Below are 20,555 nucleotides of genomic sequence, written 5' to 3'. Positions count from 1 at the left end.
ATTAATGTTTAACTTCCTTTCCATGATGCTGCAACTTCTGAATTTCTTCCCCGCTTAAGCAACGATACTCTCCAGGTTTTAAAGACTCATCCAGGGTCAGACTCCCCATGGATAACCTTTTTAAGTATACCACACCACAACCAATCACTTCAAACATCCGTTTTACCTGATGAAATTTTCCTTCATGAATGGTCAGCTGAACAGACGTAAGTTCCTCTGTCTCCAACACTTTTAACTGCGCTGGCATGGTTTTCGTTCCATCTGATAGGACTATCCCCTGTAAAAACTGTTTCTCGGCATCCGTAGGAAGACTTCCCTCCACCTTTGCATAATACACTTTATCCACATGCTTTTTGGGTGAAAGCAGCTGATGGGCAAGGTCCCCGTCATTGGTGATTAAAAGAAGTCCTTCGGTGTCGATATCCAGGCGTCCTACGGGGAATAAATCCTTTCGCTTTCTATCTTCAATCAATTCAATGACTGTTTGATAGCGGGAATCTTCTGTTGCTGACACGACCCCCCTTGGTTTATTTAGCATATAATATTCATACGCAGCATAAGCGATCGGTCTATCATCAACCGTAACCTCTTGCATTCCCGGTTTGATCTTACGGTCTGTCTTTTTTTCTACAATTCCATCCACTGTAATCCGGCCTTTTCGAGCCATTACTTTCAACTGACTTCGGGAACCTTCTCCCATTTCAGCCAGAAATTTATCCAACCGCATTTCTTTCATTATTGCCACCGCCATCCTGGGTAATATTTATTTTTCAAACGAGTTCCATCTCCTTTTGCAAAACCAAGAGGAAATTCATCCACGCATATGAGACACCAGCCTTTGATCTCTCCTTCTTCTTCCGTTAGTGATATGGTTTCTCCCTTTAAATACCGAATTACCCGTTCATCCTCTTTCTTCCAGGAAAGGGTCTGTTTAAACTCTCCAAATTTTAAAGACATAGCAAATGCCTGGGAAGGTTCCATTCGGTTTTTCTTCAGTTCCCCAATCAACAACCCAGTTCTTAAAAAGCGTAGTTTTCCTGCTTGCTCGGGAAATCCTTCCGGTAAATAATAGACACAGTCATTTTTGATCCGAATTCTAGATTCGGAAAACGACTTGGATACCAGAAGTAGAAACTCAGAGAGCGAAGGTGGCAGCGCAGGCTTTTTTTGTTGCGAAGAGGAAGAGACTGAAATTGCATTTTTAGACTGCTTTTTTTGCAGCAAAGCCATGAAGTGTCCTTCCCCTTTTATCTTATGGGGAAAAAGCCGAAGGCAGCCAGATAGCCCTATCCCCCCGGAAGCGCCTTTAAATAAAGGCAGCTTAAGAAGTTCCATGTCCTCATGACGGTTAAGGATTCCTTGTATCACTTCTTCATTTTCACACACGGAAAACGTACAGGTTGAATACAAAATAAGCCCGCCAGGAACCAGCATGTCCACTGCCTGTTCCATAATGTTTTTCTGGATGGGGGCATAGTATTCTGGACCATGTATTTCATAACTTTTAACCATATCCTCATCTTTGCGGAACATACCCTCTCCGGAGCAGGGGGCATCCACTAAAATTTTATTAAAATAAGATCCAAACGTATCTTTTAATTTTTCCGGTTCTTCACTGGTGACACATATATTTTCAATTCCCCATAACTCAAGATTCTTTAAAAGTGCTTTGGCTCTTGAACTGCTGATATCATTGGAGATAAGTATTCCTTCCCCTTTTAATTTCACTCCTAATTCTGTGCTTTTCCCTCCAGGGGCAGCACAAAGATCAAGAACATGATCCCCCGGGACAATGGGGAGTAAGTTTGCTGGTGTCATTGCACTTGGTTCTTGTAAATAGTAGAGTCCTGCATAATAATAGGGGTCTTTTGCTGGACGTTCTTCCCCATTATAATAAAAGCCGTTCTTAATCCATGGGATCGAATGCAACGTTAAATTCGTCTTTTTTAAAAACTCATCTGGAGAAGTTTTTTGAGTATTGACCCGAAGTCCATAAAGCCGTTCTTCCTCAAAACTATTTCGGTAAGCCACATAGTCTTCTTCTCCTAATAAGTTTTTCATATTGTTTAAAAATTCTTCTGATATTTTTGTTTTTCTCACGTTTTGAGCTCCTGTTTCTATCGAAGTAAGAAATCCTAATCTTCTAATAAAGGTAGTTTAACCGGTATTTCTCCAGATATTTTAAAATCCAGTAAGGATTTACACTCATTTCATCGTTGTGATCGGTTCGGATATAAATTCCCACATGAAGGTGAACATCAAAGTTTCCTGTTGTTCCTTCCACTTTACTATAACCGGTATCTCCCATGAATCCCAATAACTCCCCGGCACGTACCGTTTCTCCTTCTTTCCATGGTTTGCTGTAACCATATAGATGAGCATAATAAAGATAGGCTCCTTTCGGCGCCCGAATTCCAATCCGCCAGCCCCCCTTTTCCAGCCAGCCAACTTTTTCAATGACGCCATCGCTCATGCTTACCACCGGATAATAACCTCTTGGACGTAAGTTCCCCATAATATCACAGCCCTCATGTTTTCGCTCTCCTCCATAAGTACGAGGCTGCATCCATCCATTCTCAAACGAAACATCTGGAGCCTCTTGATTGATATTATCTGGAATAGGAAAAAACTTCAGATCTTCAAGAATTACCTGATACGACTGTTTCAATTTTTTGTATTCCACTGGTTTTACTTTTTTCAGTCCAGGCGTATGAGCCTTCGTGTCTTTTACCTTTCTTAAGTCATAATTATTGTCTACCATGAGAGAAGTCAATGATTCATAATCAATTTCATTCCAGTTTGCAACTAGATTCCCCAGCTGCATACTTCTAAAATCCCTGCTTTCTATCGTATAGGCATTCAGCTGATAGTAGGTTGGATTATTGTAGAGATAATCGATCATTGTTACGTGGAAGACAGAAAGAATGAGAATAAAAAAAACAATCATCAACATATCAATCCACCCTTTTCATATAATTGTATAAAACAATCTATTCAGGTGCACATGAAAAAATCCTTATTCCGACTGCTTTCCATCGTCACGTTACTTCTACTGTTGCTTTTTCACAAAACAGCATATGAGGGTGCGAAAAATGGACTGGTTCTATGGGGATCCGTTATCATCCCCACACTTTTGCCCTTTATGGTCTGTTCTAGTGCCATTGTTTCGTTAGATGCCATTCATCTTTTAATTTTTCCATTTCAAATAATTCTTCGTCGCTTTTTCTTTTTATCGGATGCCGGCAGTTATACTTTTATCTCCGGACTACTCTGTGGTTATCCGATGGGTGCAAAAACTTGTAACAACTTTCTAGACAGCGAACGAATCTCTGAAAAAGAAGGAAATTATCTGCTGGCGATCTGTAATCATCCAAGCCCTATGTTTCTCTTAGGCTATGCTGCTGTCGCCCTTCCGAAATCCGTACCAGTCTGGGTTCTATTTTTTAGCTTATATATGCCTATCTTTCTGATTTCTATAGCCGCCAGAGCTTTTTATGGAATCGATAAACCATTTCATTCTCTGTCTGTCAAAAAAGAGAGCGTTCCATCTTTTGATGACAGTCTTATGGATTCCTGTGAAGTTATGGTCAAAATCGGCGGCTATATTATGCTTTTTTCCATTCTTGCTTTATCCATTACAAAACTTCCTTTAAACCTACCTAGAGTCAAGGGAATTCTTCTTGGATTTGTAGAAATTACAACGGGAATCAAAGCGATCTCCAAAACCCTGCCTGATCTAGCTGGCGGACTTTGGATTTGTGCCGCAGCTGCCTTTGGCGGATTGTCCGGAATCTTTCAGACAAAGAGTGTTATAAAAAATGCCGGATTATCCATCCGGCACTATGTAGCATGGAAAGTGTTTCACACCCTCCTGACAATCATCCTGTTTATTCTGTTGGCCCGTTTTCAGGCACTCCTTGCTGCTGCATAACCGCGCCCGTTAACTCCTGACGATTGGAGGAAACAATATCATAACTCGATTGCATAGAAGTCATAAATGCATCAAACCGTCCTTGCGCTCCTTCCATCGAATGACTCACTATGGTTTGAAGACTTTTTAACATCTCATCGGTATATTGCACCGAACTCTGTCTGATTCCATTGGCATCCGCTACTGCTTTTTCTACAATTTGCTGTCCCTGAATACCTGCCTGCTCCACGATTTCATTGGCTTGGGCATATGCTTTTTGCATGATTTCATGCTCATTCACCAATTCGTTGGTCTGCGCATTAGCCTGTACAAGAATAGAATCCGCCTGCTGGCGTGCTTCATTTAATATCGCATCCCGGTTGCTGATAATCTTCTGATACTGCTTAATCTCATCTGGTATACGAAGTCTTAACTCCACCAATAATTCTTCCAGTTCATCTCGGTTAACCACAATCTTACTGTTAGAAAGAGGCTGGTACTTACAACTGTCAATATATTCTTCGATTTCACCGATTAACTGTTCAATTCTGCTCATCATAATACGAACACTCCTTACTCTTCTTTCTTTCTATCTTCCATTTTTTTTTGTATAATTTCCGCAATGACCTCTGGTACAAATGCGTTTATCTCTCCGCCATAAGCGGCTATTTCCTTCACAATACTGGAACTCAAGTAAGAATATTTCAAATTCGTCGTCAAAAACACAGTATCGACTTCTGGTGCAATCACCCGATTCGTCTGTGCAATCTGCATCTCATATTCAAAATCTGTCACAGCGCGAAGCCCGCGTATCACAACATCTGCCTGATTGGCTCGTACAAAATCCACCAGCAAACCACCAAACGATTTCACTTCCACGTTGGGCCATTCTCTGGTTATGTTCTTTAACATATTAACACGTTCTTCTACAGAAAACAACGGAGTTTTAGAATTATTATTTAAAACTGCTAAGATCAAATGATCCGACATCTGAGCAGATCGTTCAATAATATCCAAATGTCCAAATGTCACTGGATCAAAACTTCCTGGATATACCGCTTTTTTCATATGAATCATCTTCTTTCTTCTCTATTGTTTCACAAAAATATGTTTATTTGTCTTATATTTTTTTTCTCTTTGGATCGAAAATCCCATTGACTCCAGATAGGAAAAATCTGTATCAAGAGACGCTTCTATGATTATCATCGTATGTTCATTCATAATAGAAGAAAGAACCAGATGTTCAAGGATGCGTTTCTCCCATTCCATGCGATACGGAGGATCCATAAATATCACATCAAACACATATTTTTTTTCTTCTAATCTCTTTAGACCGGTCAATACATCGCAATTTAGAACGATTGCATCGTCCGCAAGTCTGGTGGTTTCTAGATTTTTCCGAATGCATTCTGCTGCTTTTGGATTTTGTTCAATCAAAACCGCAAGCTCCGCCCCACGGCTTAAAGCTTCAATCCCAATTCCTCCACTCCCAGAAAACAGGTCTAAAAAATTACAACCAGGCATCTGTGCATCAATCATATTAAATAACGTTTCTTTTACCCGATCTGTTGTAGGTCTGGTTTCATGTCCTTCTATTGTCTTTAAAATAAGCCTTTTGGCTTTACCGGCAATTACTCTCATAAATAGTTTCCTCACATTATTATTCCATATTATTATAGTATGAATCTTTCAATTACACAACATTATCTTAAAAATCTATGTAAATTACATTTTCCATGATACGTTTCCCTACATAAAAAAAGGGCTGCAGCCCTTTCTAATCATTTCTGATTATGAGCTGCAGCCACTTTTTCTTTTACAGATTATTTACCTGCCATCTGTCTTTCCTGTGCTTCAATCATCTTTTTAACCATATAGCCGCCTACGGAACCATTCTGTGCGGAAGTTAAGTTTCCGTTGTAACCATTTGTTAACGGAACACCAATTTCATTTGCTACTTCCATTTTAAAACGGCTCAATGCCTCTTTTGCCTCTGGTACATTAGTGCTGTTAGTATTTCCTGACATAATCAAATACCTCCTTTTTTCAATTCACCATGTTTGTGTTTGTGTTTCTTTTACATGGTTTGTTTTGTGCTACACTCCTATTATGGCATTATCAGAGCGAAATACACTAGAAGGTTTTTCTCAAAATGTCATATTCAGGTAATTCTTTAACTGCATAATAAAGATTCTTAACCAACATCAAGTTTCAGGCATATTTAGTATCTTTTCAATGTTTGTTTTTACAAGTTGAAATGCCACTTCATTCATACCACTGTTAATGATTACGTCTGCCAAAGGCTTCGTGGGTTCCACATATAAGTAGTGCATCGGTTTCACAGTTGTCAAATATTGTTCCACAACGCCTTCAATATCTCTGCCTCTTTCTTTTACGTCACGAATCACGCGGCGCAAGATTCTTTCATCTGCATCTGCCTCTACAAAAATTTTTATATCAAACATATTTCGTAATCGATCATCTAAAAAAACCAGAATCCCTTCTACCAGTATTACTTTTTTAGGCTCCACTTTAACCACTTGATCGGAACGGTTATGATTTGAATAATCATACACAGGACATTCCACTGACTTGCCAGCTCTTAATTGCTCTAACTGCTTCAACAAAAGTTCTGACTCAAAAGCTTCCGGATGGTCATAATTCATTTTCTTTCTTTCCTCAAATGGAACTCCATCTTGTTTTTTATAATAATTATCGTGGTAAAGGACTGCGATATCATCGCAAAAAGCTTCCTTTAACCGATTTGTGAAGGTTGATTTTCCGGATCCAGTACCTCCAGCAATTCCTATTATGATACAATTCATCTTTTGCTCCCTTTTTATTGTTACTTATTTTCTAGATATCATGCCTTCCTTGAAAAAATTCATGATTCAAAAATCACAGATTCTTCTTTTCTATTATTTTGAGGTTTGATCCGATTGTAGTAATTGGCAAACGTAACCATCGTATAAGGATATACATAGATGTAGGACAGAAAGCAAGTAACAAGTGCCAGCAGATGCCACAGGATAAATGACATCTCCAATACAAAGTATTCCCACTTGTGTCCAACCATCATTTCCTTGCTTTCTCGAATGCACTGTAAAATTCCTTTTTCTGGGTTTTCAGCTAAAATAAAAAATATCTGTGAATATCGGTATGTAGCAATAATCCCCGGAACAATTAAAAGAAGCGTCCATAATGCAATAAACAGACCAGACATAAAAGCCAGACCAATAACTTTAAAAAAATACTTTACGCCGGAAAATATATCTCCATACGACATCGATGCATCTCGGTTCGCTACCTTTAGGCAAAAAACATGAAATCCATACTGCAGAATACTTTCAACAATAAAATAAATAAGAATATATACGAGAAAACTAATGAAATATTGATTGTATTCTGCTAAATCTGCGTTGCTGTTTGTCAGTATTCTTTCCCATGTATCTAGAAAAAACTGAATTGAGGAAAAAACAAGATTAATCACACCAAGAATAATCGCCACCATATACGGACTTACAGGTGCAGCACTCATCGCTACTTTTGCATCCATTTTCAAAACTTCTCGACTCATTATAACCTCCCTATCGCTGTTGCTTGCATGGTTTACAGACTTAATTTATCATAACTTTTCGTTAAATATTCCTGAAGCTTTTTACTAAGTTCTTTATAATCCTCTTTTTTCAAGAAGGGATCTTCTGCAAATATCTGTTTTGTTTCCTCCGATGCTGTCTGAAGCAATTTCGCATCCGTGAAAATATCTCCAAGTTTAAACTCTAAGTCTCCACTTTGACGAATCCCGAAAATATCGCCTGGACCTCGCAGCTTTAGATCCTCGGAAGCGATAAAGAAACCATCATTGGATTTGTTTAGAATATCCAACCGTTTCATGGTTGCATCTTGAGCAGAACCATTGACCATGATACAGTACGACTGATGTTTCCCTCTGCCGACCCTTCCCCTTAACTGATGTAGCTGTGCTAAACCAAACCGTTCTGCATTTTCAATCATCATTACGGTGGCATTTGGTACATTGACCCCTACTTCGATTACAGTCGTGGAAACAAGTACATCGATTTCTCCCGATGCAAATCGCTCCATAATGCGGTTTTTTTCTTTTGCTTTCATTCTGCCATGAAGTGATTCTACCAAACAATCCGGAAGTTCTTTTTTTAGTTTTTTTGTATAATCCGTTACGTTCTCTGCCTCAATCATCTCACTGGCTTCCACCATAGGACAGATCACATATGCCTGACGACCATCGTAGACCTCTTTTTGAATAAATTCATATGCCTTTTTCCGGTATGCAGTATCTACAACGCAATTTTTTATGGGAAGTCGGTTGGCTGGCATCTCATCAATGACGGATATGTCCAAATCACCATACAAAATAATGGCTAGGGTTCTTGGGATAGGAGTCGCACTCATAACTAAAACATGAGGTTCCTTCCCTTTCTTTGAAAGCATCTCCCTCTGCCCAACACCAAACCGGTGCTGCTCATCTGTAATAATAAGTGCCAGATTATCATATACAACCTTTTCCTGAATCAGCGCATGGGTTCCTATAATGATATCCACTTCGTGAGAGCCGATTTTCTCATAAGCAATTCTTTTTTCCTTTGCTGTCATGGAACCAGTTAATAAAATTGCAGTTTTGTTTATGTCTTGTTGTTTAAAAAGTTCAAACAATGATTCGAAATGCTGCTTTGCCAACACCTCTGTTGGTACCATCAATGCTCCTTGATATCCATTATATGCAACCTGCAAAAGAGCAAGAATGGCTAGAATCGTTTTACCGGAACCTACGTCTCCCTGAATCAGCCGGTTCATAATCTGTCCATGGAACAGATCCGAGTTAATTTCACCATAAACCTTTTCCTGAGCAGTGGTAAGCTTATACGGCAGATGATTTTTTAAGGATTCCACCTCTGGGGAAGGCTGGATTCTATAAGTGCTTAGATGGTCTTCTTTTTTCTCTTTTAAATATTTAACGGCAAGTAGAAAAAAGAAAAATTCATCAAATACAAGCCGTTTTCTTGCAAACAAAAGTTGTTCTTTATTTTCTGGAAAATGGATATGGTCCATTGCAAAATTATACTCAGATAATTCTAGCTTTTTTCTTAACTCAGGAGGCAGATATTCTTTTTTCAAACGACGAATGCTTAACGCCTGCTTCTGGGCACGTACAATGGTTTTGTTACTTAATCCTTTTGTTTGTCCATAAATCGGCTGCATGGAATCAACAAGCTGCTCATAAGCCTCCACCGTATAAACTTCTGGTTGTTCCATCAAAAGCCGGCCGCTCTTTTTCACAACCTTACCTCGAAATACCAAACGCGTACCGGCTTTTAAGGTAGAATGAAGATATGGCATGTTGTACCAAGTAAGCTGCAATGTCCCAGTCGTGTCCTTTAACGACGTTGTTATAACCTGAATTCGATTGTATCGTTTGACAGATGGAGTTTTAAGAAGCAGACCTGCTACCGACATAATCGTTTCGGGATTCAAATCTCCAATTAGAGAGGGTTCTTCATAGATATCATATGCCCTTGGATAATACTCCAGAAGATCATCTACGGTCCGGATCCCCAACTTTCCTAAGAGTTTTCCTGTTTTCTCTCCAATTCCTTTTAAGGTTTCTATGGGTTCCTGATTCATCAATCGACTTTACCCCCTGTTATATAAAAACCGGGCAAACGAAGTACTGTCTGCCCGGAACAAAGAAACCATCTGGCTTCTTATTATTCTACCGATATTAAATAATAATAAATCGGCTGTCCTCCAGCATGAAGTTCAATCTCACAATCCTGAAATTTCTCTTCTGCCTTCTCTTTCACCTTCACAGCATCTTCTTCACTTACATCTTTTCCATAATAGATCGTGATTAATTCAGAGTCTTCTTCTATCATAGATTCCAGAGATTTTATTACGGTGGCTTCCAGTTCATCACCAACCGCAAGAATTCCATCATCTCCTAAAACCATGATGTTGCCTTCCTGGATCTTATGATCATCAATCATGGTATTGCGAACCGCATACGTAACTTGACCTGTCTTTACCCGTGACATCTCTTGTGTCATAAAAGTTTCGTTGTCCTCCGGTGATAAATCAGGAGTAAAGTTAATAATAGCGGTAATTCCCTGGGGGATTGTTTTGGAAGGTATGACAATAACCTTTTTATCTTCCACCAAGCTTCTAGCTTGTTCTGCAGCTAGTATAATATTTTTATTATTCGGGAAGATGTATATGGTATCAGCATTCACCCGTTCAATGGCATTTAACATATCCTCCGTACTAGGGTTCATGGTCTGACCGCCTTCTATAAGGTAATCTGCACCGATTCCACGGAAAATTTCATCAAGGCCTTCCCCTGCTGAAACGGAAATAAAACCACATGTTTTTCTTGGTTCTTGCTCATTTATATTCTCTTGGTCCCTTTCAGCCTTTTGCTGCGCAGCTAGTTTCTCGGACTCTTTGATTAGTTTTTCCTGATGTTCTTCCCTCATATTATCAATCTTCATACGAGAAAGAGAACCATACGTAAGTGCCTTCTGAATTGCTAATCCCGGATCATTGGTATGAACATGAACTTTAATCAGATCTTCATCGGAAACCACTACAATGGAATCCCCAATGGATTCTAAAAAGCCTTTAAATTCCTGCTCCATCTTTTCATTATACGAATTCTCAAGATTAACAATAAATTCAGTACAATAACCAAATTTAATCTCTATATCTTCCAGCTTTATGCCTTCCAGACCAGAATGAACGAATCCACCAGCAGCTTCTACGGTAAAATTCACTTTTTTTCCTGTCAAAGCATCAAATGCGCCTTTCATAACCTGCATCAGTCCCTGACCACCGGAATCAACCACACCTGCCTGTTTTAAAACTGGAAGCATCTCTGGGGTCTGACTTAATACATAGTCTCCGTATTCGATCACCTGCTTTGAAAATTCGATGATATCGTCTATCTCTGTAACTAGTTCCGTCGCTTTTTCTGCCATTCCCTTAGCTACCGTAAGAATTGTACCCTCTTTGGGCTTCATAACCGCCTTATAGGCTGTCTCTGTAGCTCTGACAAATGAGTTTGCCAATATGGTAACCGTCACTTTTTCGTGCGCTTCGATTTCTTTTGTGAATCCCCGGAATAATTGAGATAGGATTACACCAGAATTTCCTCTGGCACCTCTCAATGAACCAGAGGAAATTGCTTTCGCCAGATTCTCCATGGTTGGAACTTCAATTGCAGCAACTTCTTTTGCTGCTGACATGATGGTCATCGTCATATTGGTTCCAGTATCTCCATCCGGAACGGGAAACACATTCAGTTCATTAATCCATTCTTTTTTTGCTTCCAGTCCTTTTGCACCTGCCAAAAATGCTTTTTGCAGATTTTCAGCATCTATATACTTCATACCCACGGGTAATGTCCTCCTTAATCAATCACTCTTACGCCTTCGACAAAGATGTTAATTTTATCTACCGTCATGCCTGTGAATTCTTCTACCTTGTATTTTACATTCTCAATCAAATTATCAGCTACTGCAGAAATACTAATCCCATATGCTACAATCACATGGAAATCAATAATGATATGGTTGTCCTGTATGTTCACATTAATTCCGTGAGTCAGTCCTTCCCGTTTTAAGAGCTTTACGAGTCCATCTTTCATACTGACAGCCGCCATACCGACAATACCAAAGCATTCTACTGCCGTAGTACCGGCATACATGGCGATAACATCGGGGCTTACCTGGATTTCGCCCAGTTTATTATTTATATAACCCTTCATAATCTATACCTCCATTCTTTCTGTCTGATTTGATTATACATTATTTTACCAAAAAAAGAAACAAAATTTTATTTTTCACTTGCAAAGCATTTTATTTTCTGGTATTATACACTTGTTGTGGGTTTTTATATCAACAAAAAATCCAAGTAGTTTTTAAGGAGGTGCAATCATGGCTAAATGTGCAATTTGTGAAAAGGCTGCTCACTTCGGCAATGCAGTGAGCCATTCCCATAGAAGATCCAATAAGATGTGGAAAGCAAATGTAAAGTCCGTTAAAGTTAAAGTAACAGGCGGCTCTAAAAAGATGTACGTATGTACTTCCTGTTTGAGATCCGGATTAGTTGAAAGAGCTTAATCACTGGAAACTCCTGACTGATATTAGTTGGGAGTATTTTTTATGTCAAAATTAGAGATCCGGTTAATAAAACCGGACCTCATCTATAACAACGGCAAGCTCCGCTAGCAACAAAATAAATTATATCCCAGTACCAGACAGCCAATTATAAATAGGATTGTAACAATTGTTGCCGGGATAAATAACAGGATTGCCATACCTGTTCCGAAACAGAACAGCATAAGTCCGCATACTCTTCTCATATCATCCCTCTATCCATTCGACTATATGACATCCTATGCGGCTTATCCCTTTCTTATTCTTCCCCATTGTCTTCCTTTTGCTCTTTCTCTTTTGATGCTGCCATCTCTTCTGCCATTTTTATGGCTTCTGGTGATACCTCTTTGTTTCCACCTGCGAATTTATTTACAAAATCGGGAACCATATCAAGGATCTTAGTGACTGCATCCTGTTGTTTTACATTTACCAACTTTGTAACACCATTTTGTATAATCAATACAGCACTCGGGCTCATCTTCGCATGCATCCCGCCAGCCCCTTTTTCCTTTGCATTCTCAGCAAAAGAACCAGATGCCATCCCGCAGGTTACATCCACGAGAGGCAGGATTATGGTGTCATCCACCTTTACCGCTTCTCCGACTACCGTTTTTGTTGCTACAAACGAATCCATCCCTTTAAACAGTGCTTCCACCGTAGATGTAAAATAATTATCTGCCATCGAAAGCCAATCCTCCTTTATCGAAGCCATTTTTTTAACAGTACTCTGAAATTCCGATCAAAGAACATTCGGATTCCAATGATTAACACGGTACCCAAACGAATTCTTCCTTGTAATTTACCCTCAATCGTAAATACCGTCCGGTCAAAAGCCGGATAAAGATTTAAGTATTTATGGCAGAATGGATAAAATAAACCAGCAGCCATAAGAACTTGTCCGGTATAATAAGGGTCTTCAAAACCAAATGTCACATTGCAGGTTCCTTTTCTCGGGAGTATATGAATCAAAAGCTTTTTTCCCTGCCGTATGAAAAGCTTCCATGTTTTTTGGTTTTCTTTGTTCGTAATCCATGACTGAATCTCTTCTTTTTTCTCTTTTATCTGTTTCAGTGTATCACAAATTTTGCGAGAAATAAACCGAAGTTTCTTTAATAGAGTCTTAATCTTTTTCCTGATTTTATTCCAGATTCTTTTCAGCCAAGATTCTTTTTCTTTATTTTCTTCTTTATCAGATGACGGCTGGTACTTTGATTGGTCTTTAAACTCTTTTTTAATATCAGACTTTAATTCCCGTATTTCTTTCACGGATTCCGGTTCTTTCACTTCCATGGTCTGGACCAGGATTTCTTTTGCTTCTTTTAATTCTTCATCTATCTTTTTTGGCTTTAAAATACGAATGCCAAACAACCGGATCCTGATACTTACATCGTCGGCATAGGAAACCTTAACGGAAAGGATATGTAGCAACCAGGATAGACATAAATCCCCTTTTATCATTTCCATATAAGATCCTTCCGCCCGGTACCTTACCGGAACGAAAGATACAAGCAGTATAACCGCAATAAGCAAACCTAGAACGATCAGAATCAACAGCCCCAATAGTTTTAATAGTAATAAAATAATAGGTAGCATGAACACCTCACACCTTACCGGCCTCTTCTTCCAAAAAAATTTTCAGATCGAAGCCACCTGTTTTTCGGTACAAGTCATGAATCACACGTCCGGCTACTTCAAGCGCTTCAAAATAATCGGCCGCAATTCCCAAAATCAGAAACGTTTCTTCTTTTAAAAACGGGAATTCAAAAAACGTAGTCGGATAGATATCAAGTATATTATTCCCATTCGTCGCTGGTGTAATCACATAAATATTCGAATGAGACTTTTCCTTTCTGATTTCCTGAATGATACGGTACCGTTTCTTTCTCGCTTTTTCACCAACGTAGAGATGATTATACCAATTTATTTTCATAATCCATCAGCTCTTCCAATAATTCCATACAAGTCACTTTTTCTGCTAGATCTAGACAACTCTCCAAATTTTTTCTAATATAATTTTGTATCTCATCGATGTTATTAAAATAAACAGGGAGATCCGATAACACTTTAGCCATAACAGCCCGAACAACTAGTTTGGATTCATGAGAAAACACGCCTTCAAGTTCTTTAAAAAAGAGTTCCGTCTCTTTTTCTAGATAGATACGATCTACCAAACCAGTCTCTTCTTCCTTTTTGATACATGGCACTTCAAACAATTGGACAAAACCACTTCCAGATAACAACCGATCCACATTAAGCGCTCTTACATAATCTGGATCTTTTTCCCAATCAATTTCGTTCTGAGGCAGTTCTACTCTAATATATTTCTCATAATATGCTTCTTGTCTTCCTTCAAGTTGAGCCAATTGATTATAACCACCGTCTTTTTCAAACGAATCTCCATCGGCATCAAATTGATGTAGTACTCCTTCTATCATTGATCGATAAAGTTCTTCTTCCCTTATTTCCATCACGGCATCAGGTCCAGCAAACACCAAAACACAAAAATCATTTATAATATCCTGAATCATCACATATAATCCTGATTCTTCCATCAACTTATCACTGACATAAGCAAGTTTTGCCACCGCTTCCTCATATCCTTGAGCGGTTATATTAATATAGTCTGCATGACGAAACTGTTCTAGTATTTCAAAAAGCTCTTTCTGCGTTGCACCCATCCCATCTGGCAGCTTTGCCATGGATTCCGTTCGCAGAATATACATCATATCCTTTAAATTTTCTTTTGGGGATCCGATGTATACCGATAGCCCTTCCAGCACCAGACTAAAAAACTTCTGCTTCGTCAGTCGGATAGGTAACTGTCCTATAATCTCTTTGATTCTCCCATTCATAATGGCAGAATCATCGGATTGAGTTATAAATTCCATCAATTGTTTGATTCGCTTTTCATCCTCATTCTCTACTTCAAAACTAGGATTAAACTTTTTTTCTATCCTGTTTATCACATATTCGTAAATTTGAAAGCAATCGGTATAAGAGGTTAGAACTTCCACTTCATGAGTCAAATCCTGCCGCAGCTCTAACAAATCTTCTGTTACATCGTCTCCACAAAACCGTTTCTTCATCAAGCTATTCAGTCTTTGAATGTATTGCATACCCTGATCAGAAACAACGGTTTCCTCTTTTGTAGATTCAAGCAGCATATAGTAATTCAATATAAGTTTCACATAAGAATACTGATATGCAGCGGTCATCTGCTTTTTTCGTAAACGAGTATCCATTTCTCTCCCCCTCTCAAATGTTACGAATGATAGTTTAAAAGAATGGAACGACGAAGCAGATCCAAAGCCTTTATTACAGTCTGCTCTCTGATCTTCTGCCGATCCCCTTTAAATAAGAATTCTTCTACTTTTACCTTATCTTTCATATAACAAGCAATATAAACAAGTCCTACGGGTTTTTCTCCTTCTGATTCAGGTCCTGCAATTCCAGTAACGGCAAGGCAAGCATCTGCATCCGTTGCAAAAACACCTCCAGTTGCCATCTCTTTTGCCGTCTGCACACTAACTGCACCATGCTTTTTTAAAGTGCTTTTGCTTACACCTAAAAGTTTCCTTTTGGACTTATTGGAATAAGTAATAAAGCCTTCCCGAAACACCTCAGACGCACCAGAAACATTCACCAGTCTACCTGCAATCAGACCTCCGGTGCAAGATTCTGCTGTGGTTACAGTCAGATTGTATTTCTTTAACAGACGTACCAAAGTCATCTCCAAGGAATCTACTTCTTTCGTCGTATATATATCATCACCAAACCGGCTTTTAATCTCTTTTACAAGTGGCTTTAACAGGTTCTTTGCTTCCTCTTCATTCTTCGCTTTTGCAGTAACTCTTAAATGAACTTCCGCAGTTTTTGCATAGGTTGCAATGGTTGGATTGGTTTGTCCATTAATTAGATCAAGCAGTTTATCTTCCACCTGGCTCTCCCCATGTCCACAGATTTTTATCATCTGGGAACGAATCACCTCTGGCTGCTTCTCTTTTAGAAACGGAAATACCTGATCACGAAAAAGAGGTTCTAACTCATTGGGAGGCCCAGGAAGTAAAATAGCAGCTTTTCCGTCTTTTTCCATGATAATTCCAGGTGCCGTACCGTTGTCATTGTCAAGAACCTTTGCTCCATGTGGAACCATTGCCTGTTTCCAGTTATTCTCTGGAATTTCTTTGTAAATACTGTTTTCAAAATATTGTTTGATCCGGTCTTTGGTGTGAGCATCTTTTTCCAAGGAACAGTCCAACACTTCTGCACAGACTTCCTTGGTCAAATCATCCTCTGTTGGACCAAGTCCACCTGTAAGAATCACTACATCGGAACGTTTGAGAGCGATTTGAAAGGCATCCTTTAGGCGCTCTCTGTTGTCCCCCACTGTTACTTGATGGTACATCGAAAGTCCAAGCTTGGCACATTGTTCTGCCAGGTACTGCGTATTGGTATTAACGATATTCCCCAAAAGAAGCTCGGTTCCTACTGATATCAGTTCTACAATCATGCTATATACTCCCCTCTATAAGCACGCGATAATTTTTCGCGATGTAATCAACAAGTGAAATTATGGTCAGGACAACAGCGATCCAGACAAAAGCAGTTGTAACAATAGATAAAACATTAATATGAACTATGAGAAGTACAGACATAATCATCTGGGAAACGGTTTTAAATTTCCCCCAATAGCTTGCTGCGATCACAACACCATTGTCAGAGGCTACCAGGCGAAACCCGCTGATAATAAACTCTCTGCTAATAATCACGATCACGATCCAAGCAGGAAGCTGATTCAACGCAGTAAAACAGATTAGTCCAGCGCTAACAAGCAGCTTATCTGCCAGAGGATCCATAAATTTACCAAAATTAGTAACCAGTCCATATTTTCTGGCTATTTTTCCATCCAATAAATCCGTAAAGCTTGCTGCGGTAAAAACAGCTGCTGCGATCAAACGGTAAAACTGATTATTTCCGCCCTCCATTAAAAGGAAAAAAACAAAGAACGGAATCATAATAACCCTTAAAATAGTAAGTTTATTTGGCAGATTCATCTTCTAACTCTCCAATCAAATCATATTCCATCGCCCCAATTACACGGACTTTGGCAAAATCACCTGACATCAGTTCTTCCCCTGTTTGTACGAAAATCATTCCATCCACACGGGGCCCATCCATATAAGTTCTTCCTACATACGCATTCTCATCTGCAACTTTTCCTTCTATCATAACAAACAGCGTCTTACCAATCATAGACTGAGAATGTTCCATTGAAACTTCCTGCTGAAGTTCCATAATAGCATCACGTCGTTCTGCCTTCACTTCTTCAGGAACCTGATTTTCAAATTCAGCCGCCGGAGTGTCTTCTTCTGCCGAATAGGCAAATACACCAAGACGTTCAAACTCCATTTCATTGACAAATTCCATCAATTCTTCGTGATCTTCCTCTGTCTCTCCCGGAAATCCTGAAATTAGAGTTGTTCTAAGAGCCATATCTGGGATTTCAGTTTTTAGTGCTTTTACTATTTGACGCAGCTGCGATTTCGTAGTCTTACGCCCCATCCGTTTTAAGATACGGTCACTGGCATGCTGAATGGGAAGATCTAAATAATGACATATTTTTTCTTCCGCCTTAATGGTGGCTATCAGTTCTTCTGTTATCTCCTCAGGATAGCAATACTGGACCCGAATCCACTGAATCCCGGATATCCGGCAAAGTTTTTTTAATAGTTCCGGCAAAGCCTTTTTCTGATATAAATCCATACCATATAAGGTAGTCTCCTGAGCAACTAGGATCAGTTCCTTCACCCCTTTATCAGCTAGGGTTTCTGCCTCTTTTACGAGCCGTTCCATCGGAACACTTCGATAGTTCCCTCTCAAAGTCGGTATAATGCAATAAGTGCAGTGTTTATCACAACCTTCAGCGATCTTTAAAAATGCATAATGCCCACCAGTTGTAAGGACACGATCCACAGACACCTCAGGAATCTGATCTAATTCATGGAACCGTTTTACATGCTCTTTTCCTCCCAGTGCTTCTTTTAACACACTGGATATTTCGTCGTAGGTAGAAGTTCCTAATATTCCGTCTACTTCTGGAATTTCATCAACAATTTCCTGCTTATATCTTTGTGCAAGGCATCCCGTTACAATCAATGCCTTGCAGTTCCCATCTACTTTCCTTTGGGCCATCTCTAAAATCGTATTTACACTTTCTTCTTTCGCATCACCAATGAAGCAGCATGTATTGATCACAATCACATCTGCCTCATATTCATCATCCGTAAACGTATATCCGTCTTTATTAAGCAGACCTAACATCATCTCTGTATCAACGAGATTCTTATCACATCCCAGTGATATGCATAATAACTTCATCCTTAAACTCCTGTCACTCTTTTTCAATGAAAGAAAAGGCCATCTACCAAAACGGAGACGGCCCTCTTCCTAATTATCGTCTTCTGCAGCAGCATCCGCTTCGCTTAAAATCTTTACATCGCCGTTCCATAATTCTTCTACGGCAACAGAAAGCGGTTTTCTTCCAGCCTCAGAGCCCTCAAGTTCTGAATTGGCAATAATCTGTCTTGCTCTCTTGGCTGCGGCAATCACAATTGAATAACGGCTCTGTACAACCGGTGCATCACCAGGCACTACCTCACTATTTACTATTTTAATCAAATCTGAATAAGATGGATGTAACATCTTCCATTCCCCTTTCTTAATCGAATTTATATATTCTTTAATTCTTCCCGGATCTGGGATAAAAATGCCATATTATTAGAGGCACGATTGTGCTGCACCTGAATCATTCGATGCATTTGTTCCACACAGGTATCAATCTTGTCATTAATCAGGATATAATCATAAGCTTCCATACCATCAGCTTCTTCCGCTGCTCTTTGCAATCTGGCATTAATAACTTCCATACTTTCCGTTCCTCTGCCTACAAGACGTCTTTTTAATTCCTCTGCACTTGGCGGCATTACAAAAACGAGAATCGCCTCTGGAAAACGTTCCTTTACTTTTAACGCTCCTTGTATCTCAATCTCCAGAATCACATCTTTCCCTTTTTTCATCTGGTTTAAAACATATTCTTTGGGGGTACCATAGAAATGACTTACATATTGAGCATATTCGATTAACGCATTATGTTCGATCATATCCTTAAAATATCTGTCTGTCACGAAAAAATATTCCTTCCCATCCACTTCCCCTTGTCTTGGGGTTCTGGTGGTTGCGGAAATAGACAGCGCATAATTCTCATACCGGTTCAATAATTCTTTCATTAATGTACCCTTACCGGCACCCGAAAAGCCGGATACAACTACCAGCATGCCTTGCTCATTCATTCTGCGTTCTCCCTACTCGATATTCTGAATCTGTTCCCGAACTTTCTCAATCTCAGTTTTTAATATAATTGCCTTGTCAGAGATCTCTAAGTCGTTTGCCTTAGAAAGGATTGTGTTGGCTTCCCGATTCATCTCCTGAGCAATAAAATCCAGTTTTCTCCCTACTATACCACCGTTTTTTAGTTCCGTCATTGTGTTCTCAATATGGCTTCTTAAACGGACCGTTTCTTCATCTACACAGATTTTATCAGCAAATATCGTAACTTCTGTTGCAATTCTTCCATCATCAATGGAAGCACTCTCCAACATCTCTCTTACCTTATCTTCTAGCTTTGTCCGGTATTCTGCCAGTATTTTGGGAGATCTTTCTTCTATAAAATCTAAAATTTCAGACATGTAATTCAATTTCAAAAGAAGATCGACCTTTAAAGTTTCCCCTTCTGTCTTTCGTGTTTCCACAAAACGTTTCGCAGCTTCTTCCACTGTTTTAGAAAGTAGTATCCACATCTGATCTTCATCTTCTGGTTCTTCCGCCATTTTAAGTACTTCGGGACAATTAGCAAGTGCCGATACGGTAATGTCATTCTGAATTCCGAATTGTTTCTCCATACTTGCGAAATATTCCATGTATTCAGCAGCCAACGCACTGTTATACTTTAAACATAATTTATTCTCAGTATAATCTTCATAGCTGATAAAAACGTCAACTTTTCCACGCTGGATATCATTCTTTAATAAAGTTCGAATTCCTGCTTCAAAAAAACTAAATTTCTTCGGCATCTTTATGCTCAAATCCAAATATCTGTGATTTACAGCTTTCATCTCGACGGAAATTTTATACTCTTCCGTGACGGTTTCGTATCTACCGAAACCTGTCATGCTCTTAATCATTACAAATGCCTCTCTTTCGCCATAGATACCATCCATTATAAGTCAAATCAAAATACAAGTCAAATAGTTTTAAATTTTACATAAATTTGTATGATTCATTTATGATAATGTCCTAGTGTATCACAAATGATTATGTCCCAATTAGTAGTTCATATATTATAATAGAACCTCATGACTTAGAAATGAGGTGGACACAATCAGAAAGGTATTACTAAC

25 protein-coding genes are annotated in these 20,555 nt (G+C 39.1%); 2 read left to right on the top strand and 23 right to left on the bottom strand.

All coding sequences use genetic code 11. The features are described 5' to 3' along the window. Position 1 precedes the first annotated feature (1 nt). The 3 genes from EFT72_RS08065 to EFT72_RS08055 are packed head-to-tail and all read right to left on the bottom strand — an operon-like array spanning position 2 to position 2,953. Positions 2-736, bottom strand: coding sequence for a pseudouridine synthase (locus EFT72_RS08065; protein ID WP_124066404.1), 735 nt, complete (start codon positions 734-736; stop codon positions 2-4). After that, on the bottom strand, positions 736-2,100 hold the full coding sequence (locus EFT72_RS08060) for an RsmB/NOP family class I SAM-dependent RNA methyltransferase (protein WP_124066403.1): 1,365 nt from the start codon (positions 2,098-2,100) through the stop codon (positions 736-738). The genes EFT72_RS08065 and EFT72_RS08060 overlap by 1 nt, the downstream gene beginning before the upstream one ends. A gap of 43 nt (positions 2,101-2,143) precedes the next feature. Continuing rightward, positions 2,144-2,953, bottom strand: coding sequence for a M23 family metallopeptidase (locus EFT72_RS08055; protein WP_124066402.1), 810 nt, complete (start codon positions 2,951-2,953; stop codon positions 2,144-2,146). 51 nt (positions 2,954-3,004) lie between these two features. Between EFT72_RS08055 and EFT72_RS08050 the strand changes: the two genes are divergently transcribed. Further along, entirely contained in the window at positions 3,005-3,931 is a 927-nt protein-coding gene (locus EFT72_RS08050; protein WP_124066401.1) for a nucleoside recognition protein, read from the top strand. Here the strand turns inward: EFT72_RS08050 and EFT72_RS08045 are convergent. The 9 genes from EFT72_RS08045 to EFT72_RS08005 all read right to left on the bottom strand — a co-directional run bounded on the left by EFT72_RS08045 (position 3,888) and on the right by EFT72_RS08005 (position 11,708). Continuing rightward, complete coding sequence (locus EFT72_RS08045) at positions 3,888-4,466, bottom strand: vacuolar family H+-ATPase subunit H (RefSeq protein WP_347561860.1); 579 nt, start codon at positions 4,464-4,466, stop codon at positions 3,888-3,890. The genes EFT72_RS08050 and EFT72_RS08045 overlap by 44 nt on opposite strands. A 17-nt stretch (positions 4,467-4,483) precedes the next feature. After that, positions 4,484-4,978, bottom strand: coding sequence for a pantetheine-phosphate adenylyltransferase (gene coaD / locus EFT72_RS08040; protein WP_124066399.1), 495 nt, complete (start codon positions 4,976-4,978; stop codon positions 4,484-4,486). A 21-nt stretch (positions 4,979-4,999) separates the two neighbouring features. Next, a complete protein-coding gene (rsmD, locus tag EFT72_RS08035; protein WP_124066398.1) occupies positions 5,000-5,551 on the bottom strand; it encodes a 16S rRNA (guanine(966)-N(2))-methyltransferase RsmD in 552 nt (183 codons plus the stop codon). A 182-nt stretch (positions 5,552-5,733) separates the two neighbouring features. Continuing rightward, positions 5,734-5,937 (bottom strand): alpha/beta-type small acid-soluble spore protein, encoded by a 204-nt coding sequence (locus tag EFT72_RS08030; protein WP_124066397.1) that lies wholly within the window; start codon positions 5,935-5,937, stop codon positions 5,734-5,736. Between the two features lie 177 nt (positions 5,938-6,114). Further along, the gene (udk, locus tag EFT72_RS08025; RefSeq protein WP_124066396.1) at positions 6,115-6,735 is read right to left on the bottom strand and encodes a uridine kinase; all 621 of its coding nucleotides are present in this window, start codon (positions 6,733-6,735) and stop codon (positions 6,115-6,117) included. 59 nt (positions 6,736-6,794) lie between these two features. After that, positions 6,795-7,487, bottom strand: coding sequence for a DUF975 family protein (locus EFT72_RS08020; protein ID WP_124066395.1), 693 nt, complete (start codon positions 7,485-7,487; stop codon positions 6,795-6,797). A 32-nt stretch (positions 7,488-7,519) separates the two neighbouring features. Beyond that, positions 7,520-9,574 (bottom strand): ATP-dependent DNA helicase RecG, encoded by a 2,055-nt coding sequence (gene recG / locus EFT72_RS08015; RefSeq protein WP_124066394.1) that lies wholly within the window; start codon positions 9,572-9,574, stop codon positions 7,520-7,522. 80 nt (positions 9,575-9,654) lie between these two features. Then, entirely contained in the window at positions 9,655-11,337 is a 1,683-nt protein-coding gene (locus tag EFT72_RS08010; protein WP_124066393.1) for a DAK2 domain-containing protein, read from the bottom strand. A 14-nt stretch (positions 11,338-11,351) separates the two neighbouring features. Next, positions 11,352-11,708, bottom strand: coding sequence for an Asp23/Gls24 family envelope stress response protein (locus tag EFT72_RS08005; RefSeq protein WP_124066392.1), 357 nt, complete (start codon positions 11,706-11,708; stop codon positions 11,352-11,354). A 169-nt stretch (positions 11,709-11,877) separates the two neighbouring features. On the opposite strand from EFT72_RS08005, the gene rpmB reads away from it, so the two are divergent. Beyond that, positions 11,878-12,063, top strand: coding sequence for a 50S ribosomal protein L28 (gene rpmB / locus EFT72_RS08000; RefSeq protein WP_124066391.1), 186 nt, complete (start codon positions 11,878-11,880; stop codon positions 12,061-12,063). Between the two features lie 104 nt (positions 12,064-12,167). On the opposite strand, the gene EFT72_RS19255 is transcribed toward rpmB, so the two are convergent. The 11 genes from EFT72_RS19255 to EFT72_RS07950 all read right to left on the bottom strand — a co-directional run bounded on the left by EFT72_RS19255 (position 12,168) and on the right by EFT72_RS07950 (position 20,339). After that, entirely contained in the window at positions 12,168-12,305 is a 138-nt protein-coding gene (locus EFT72_RS19255; protein ID WP_164473116.1) for a hypothetical protein, read from the bottom strand. 53 nt (positions 12,306-12,358) lie between these two features. Continuing rightward, complete coding sequence (locus tag EFT72_RS07995) at positions 12,359-12,781, bottom strand: GerW family sporulation protein (RefSeq protein WP_124066390.1); 423 nt, start codon at positions 12,779-12,781, stop codon at positions 12,359-12,361. Positions 12,782-12,798: 17 nt separating this feature from the next. Then, a complete protein-coding gene (locus EFT72_RS07990; RefSeq protein WP_124066389.1) occupies positions 12,799-13,692 on the bottom strand; it encodes a DUF2953 domain-containing protein in 894 nt (297 codons plus the stop codon). Positions 13,693-13,699: 7 nt separating this feature from the next. Further along, positions 13,700-14,029: a hypothetical protein gene (locus EFT72_RS07985; RefSeq protein ID WP_124066388.1), complete on the bottom strand. Its 330-nt coding sequence runs from the start codon at positions 14,027-14,029 to the stop codon at positions 13,700-13,702. Further along, positions 14,010-15,341 carry a hypothetical protein gene (locus tag EFT72_RS07980; protein ID WP_124066387.1) on the bottom strand — a complete coding sequence of 444 codons (1,332 nt, stop codon included), beginning with the start codon at positions 15,339-15,341 and terminating at the stop codon, positions 14,010-14,012. Before EFT72_RS07980 ends, EFT72_RS07985 begins: the two co-directional genes overlap by 20 nt. A gap of 20 nt (positions 15,342-15,361) precedes the next feature. Next, positions 15,362-16,609 (bottom strand): competence/damage-inducible protein A, encoded by a 1,248-nt coding sequence (locus EFT72_RS07975; RefSeq protein ID WP_124066386.1) that lies wholly within the window; start codon positions 16,607-16,609, stop codon positions 15,362-15,364. 1 nt (position 16,610) lies between these two features. Beyond that, complete coding sequence (pgsA, locus tag EFT72_RS07970; protein ID WP_124066385.1) at positions 16,611-17,153, bottom strand: CDP-diacylglycerol--glycerol-3-phosphate 3-phosphatidyltransferase; 543 nt, start codon at positions 17,151-17,153, stop codon at positions 16,611-16,613. Beyond that, positions 17,137-18,477 (bottom strand): 30S ribosomal protein S12 methylthiotransferase RimO, encoded by a 1,341-nt coding sequence (gene rimO / locus EFT72_RS07965; protein ID WP_124066384.1) that lies wholly within the window; start codon positions 18,475-18,477, stop codon positions 17,137-17,139. Before rimO ends, pgsA begins: the two co-directional genes overlap by 17 nt. Positions 18,478-18,546: 69 nt before the next feature. Further along, positions 18,547-18,801, bottom strand: a complete 255-nt coding sequence (rpoZ, locus tag EFT72_RS07960; protein WP_124066383.1) for a DNA-directed RNA polymerase subunit omega — start codon at positions 18,799-18,801, stop codon at positions 18,547-18,549. Positions 18,802-18,827: 26 nt separating this feature from the next. Further along, positions 18,828-19,448: a guanylate kinase gene (gene gmk / locus EFT72_RS07955; RefSeq protein ID WP_124066382.1), complete on the bottom strand. Its 621-nt coding sequence runs from the start codon at positions 19,446-19,448 to the stop codon at positions 18,828-18,830. Between the two features lie 12 nt (positions 19,449-19,460). Continuing rightward, a complete protein-coding gene (locus EFT72_RS07950; protein WP_124066381.1) occupies positions 19,461-20,339 on the bottom strand; it encodes a YicC/YloC family endoribonuclease in 879 nt (292 codons plus the stop codon). Positions 20,340-20,555: the final 216 nt, after the last annotated feature.

The sequence above is a fragment of the Clostridium sp. E02 genome, assembly GCF_003833015.1.
GTDB lineage: Bacteria > Bacillota > Clostridia > Lachnospirales > Lachnospiraceae > Lacrimispora.
Note: the sequence above shows the minus strand (reverse complement) of the source record. Positions and strands in the feature narration are given on the sequence as shown.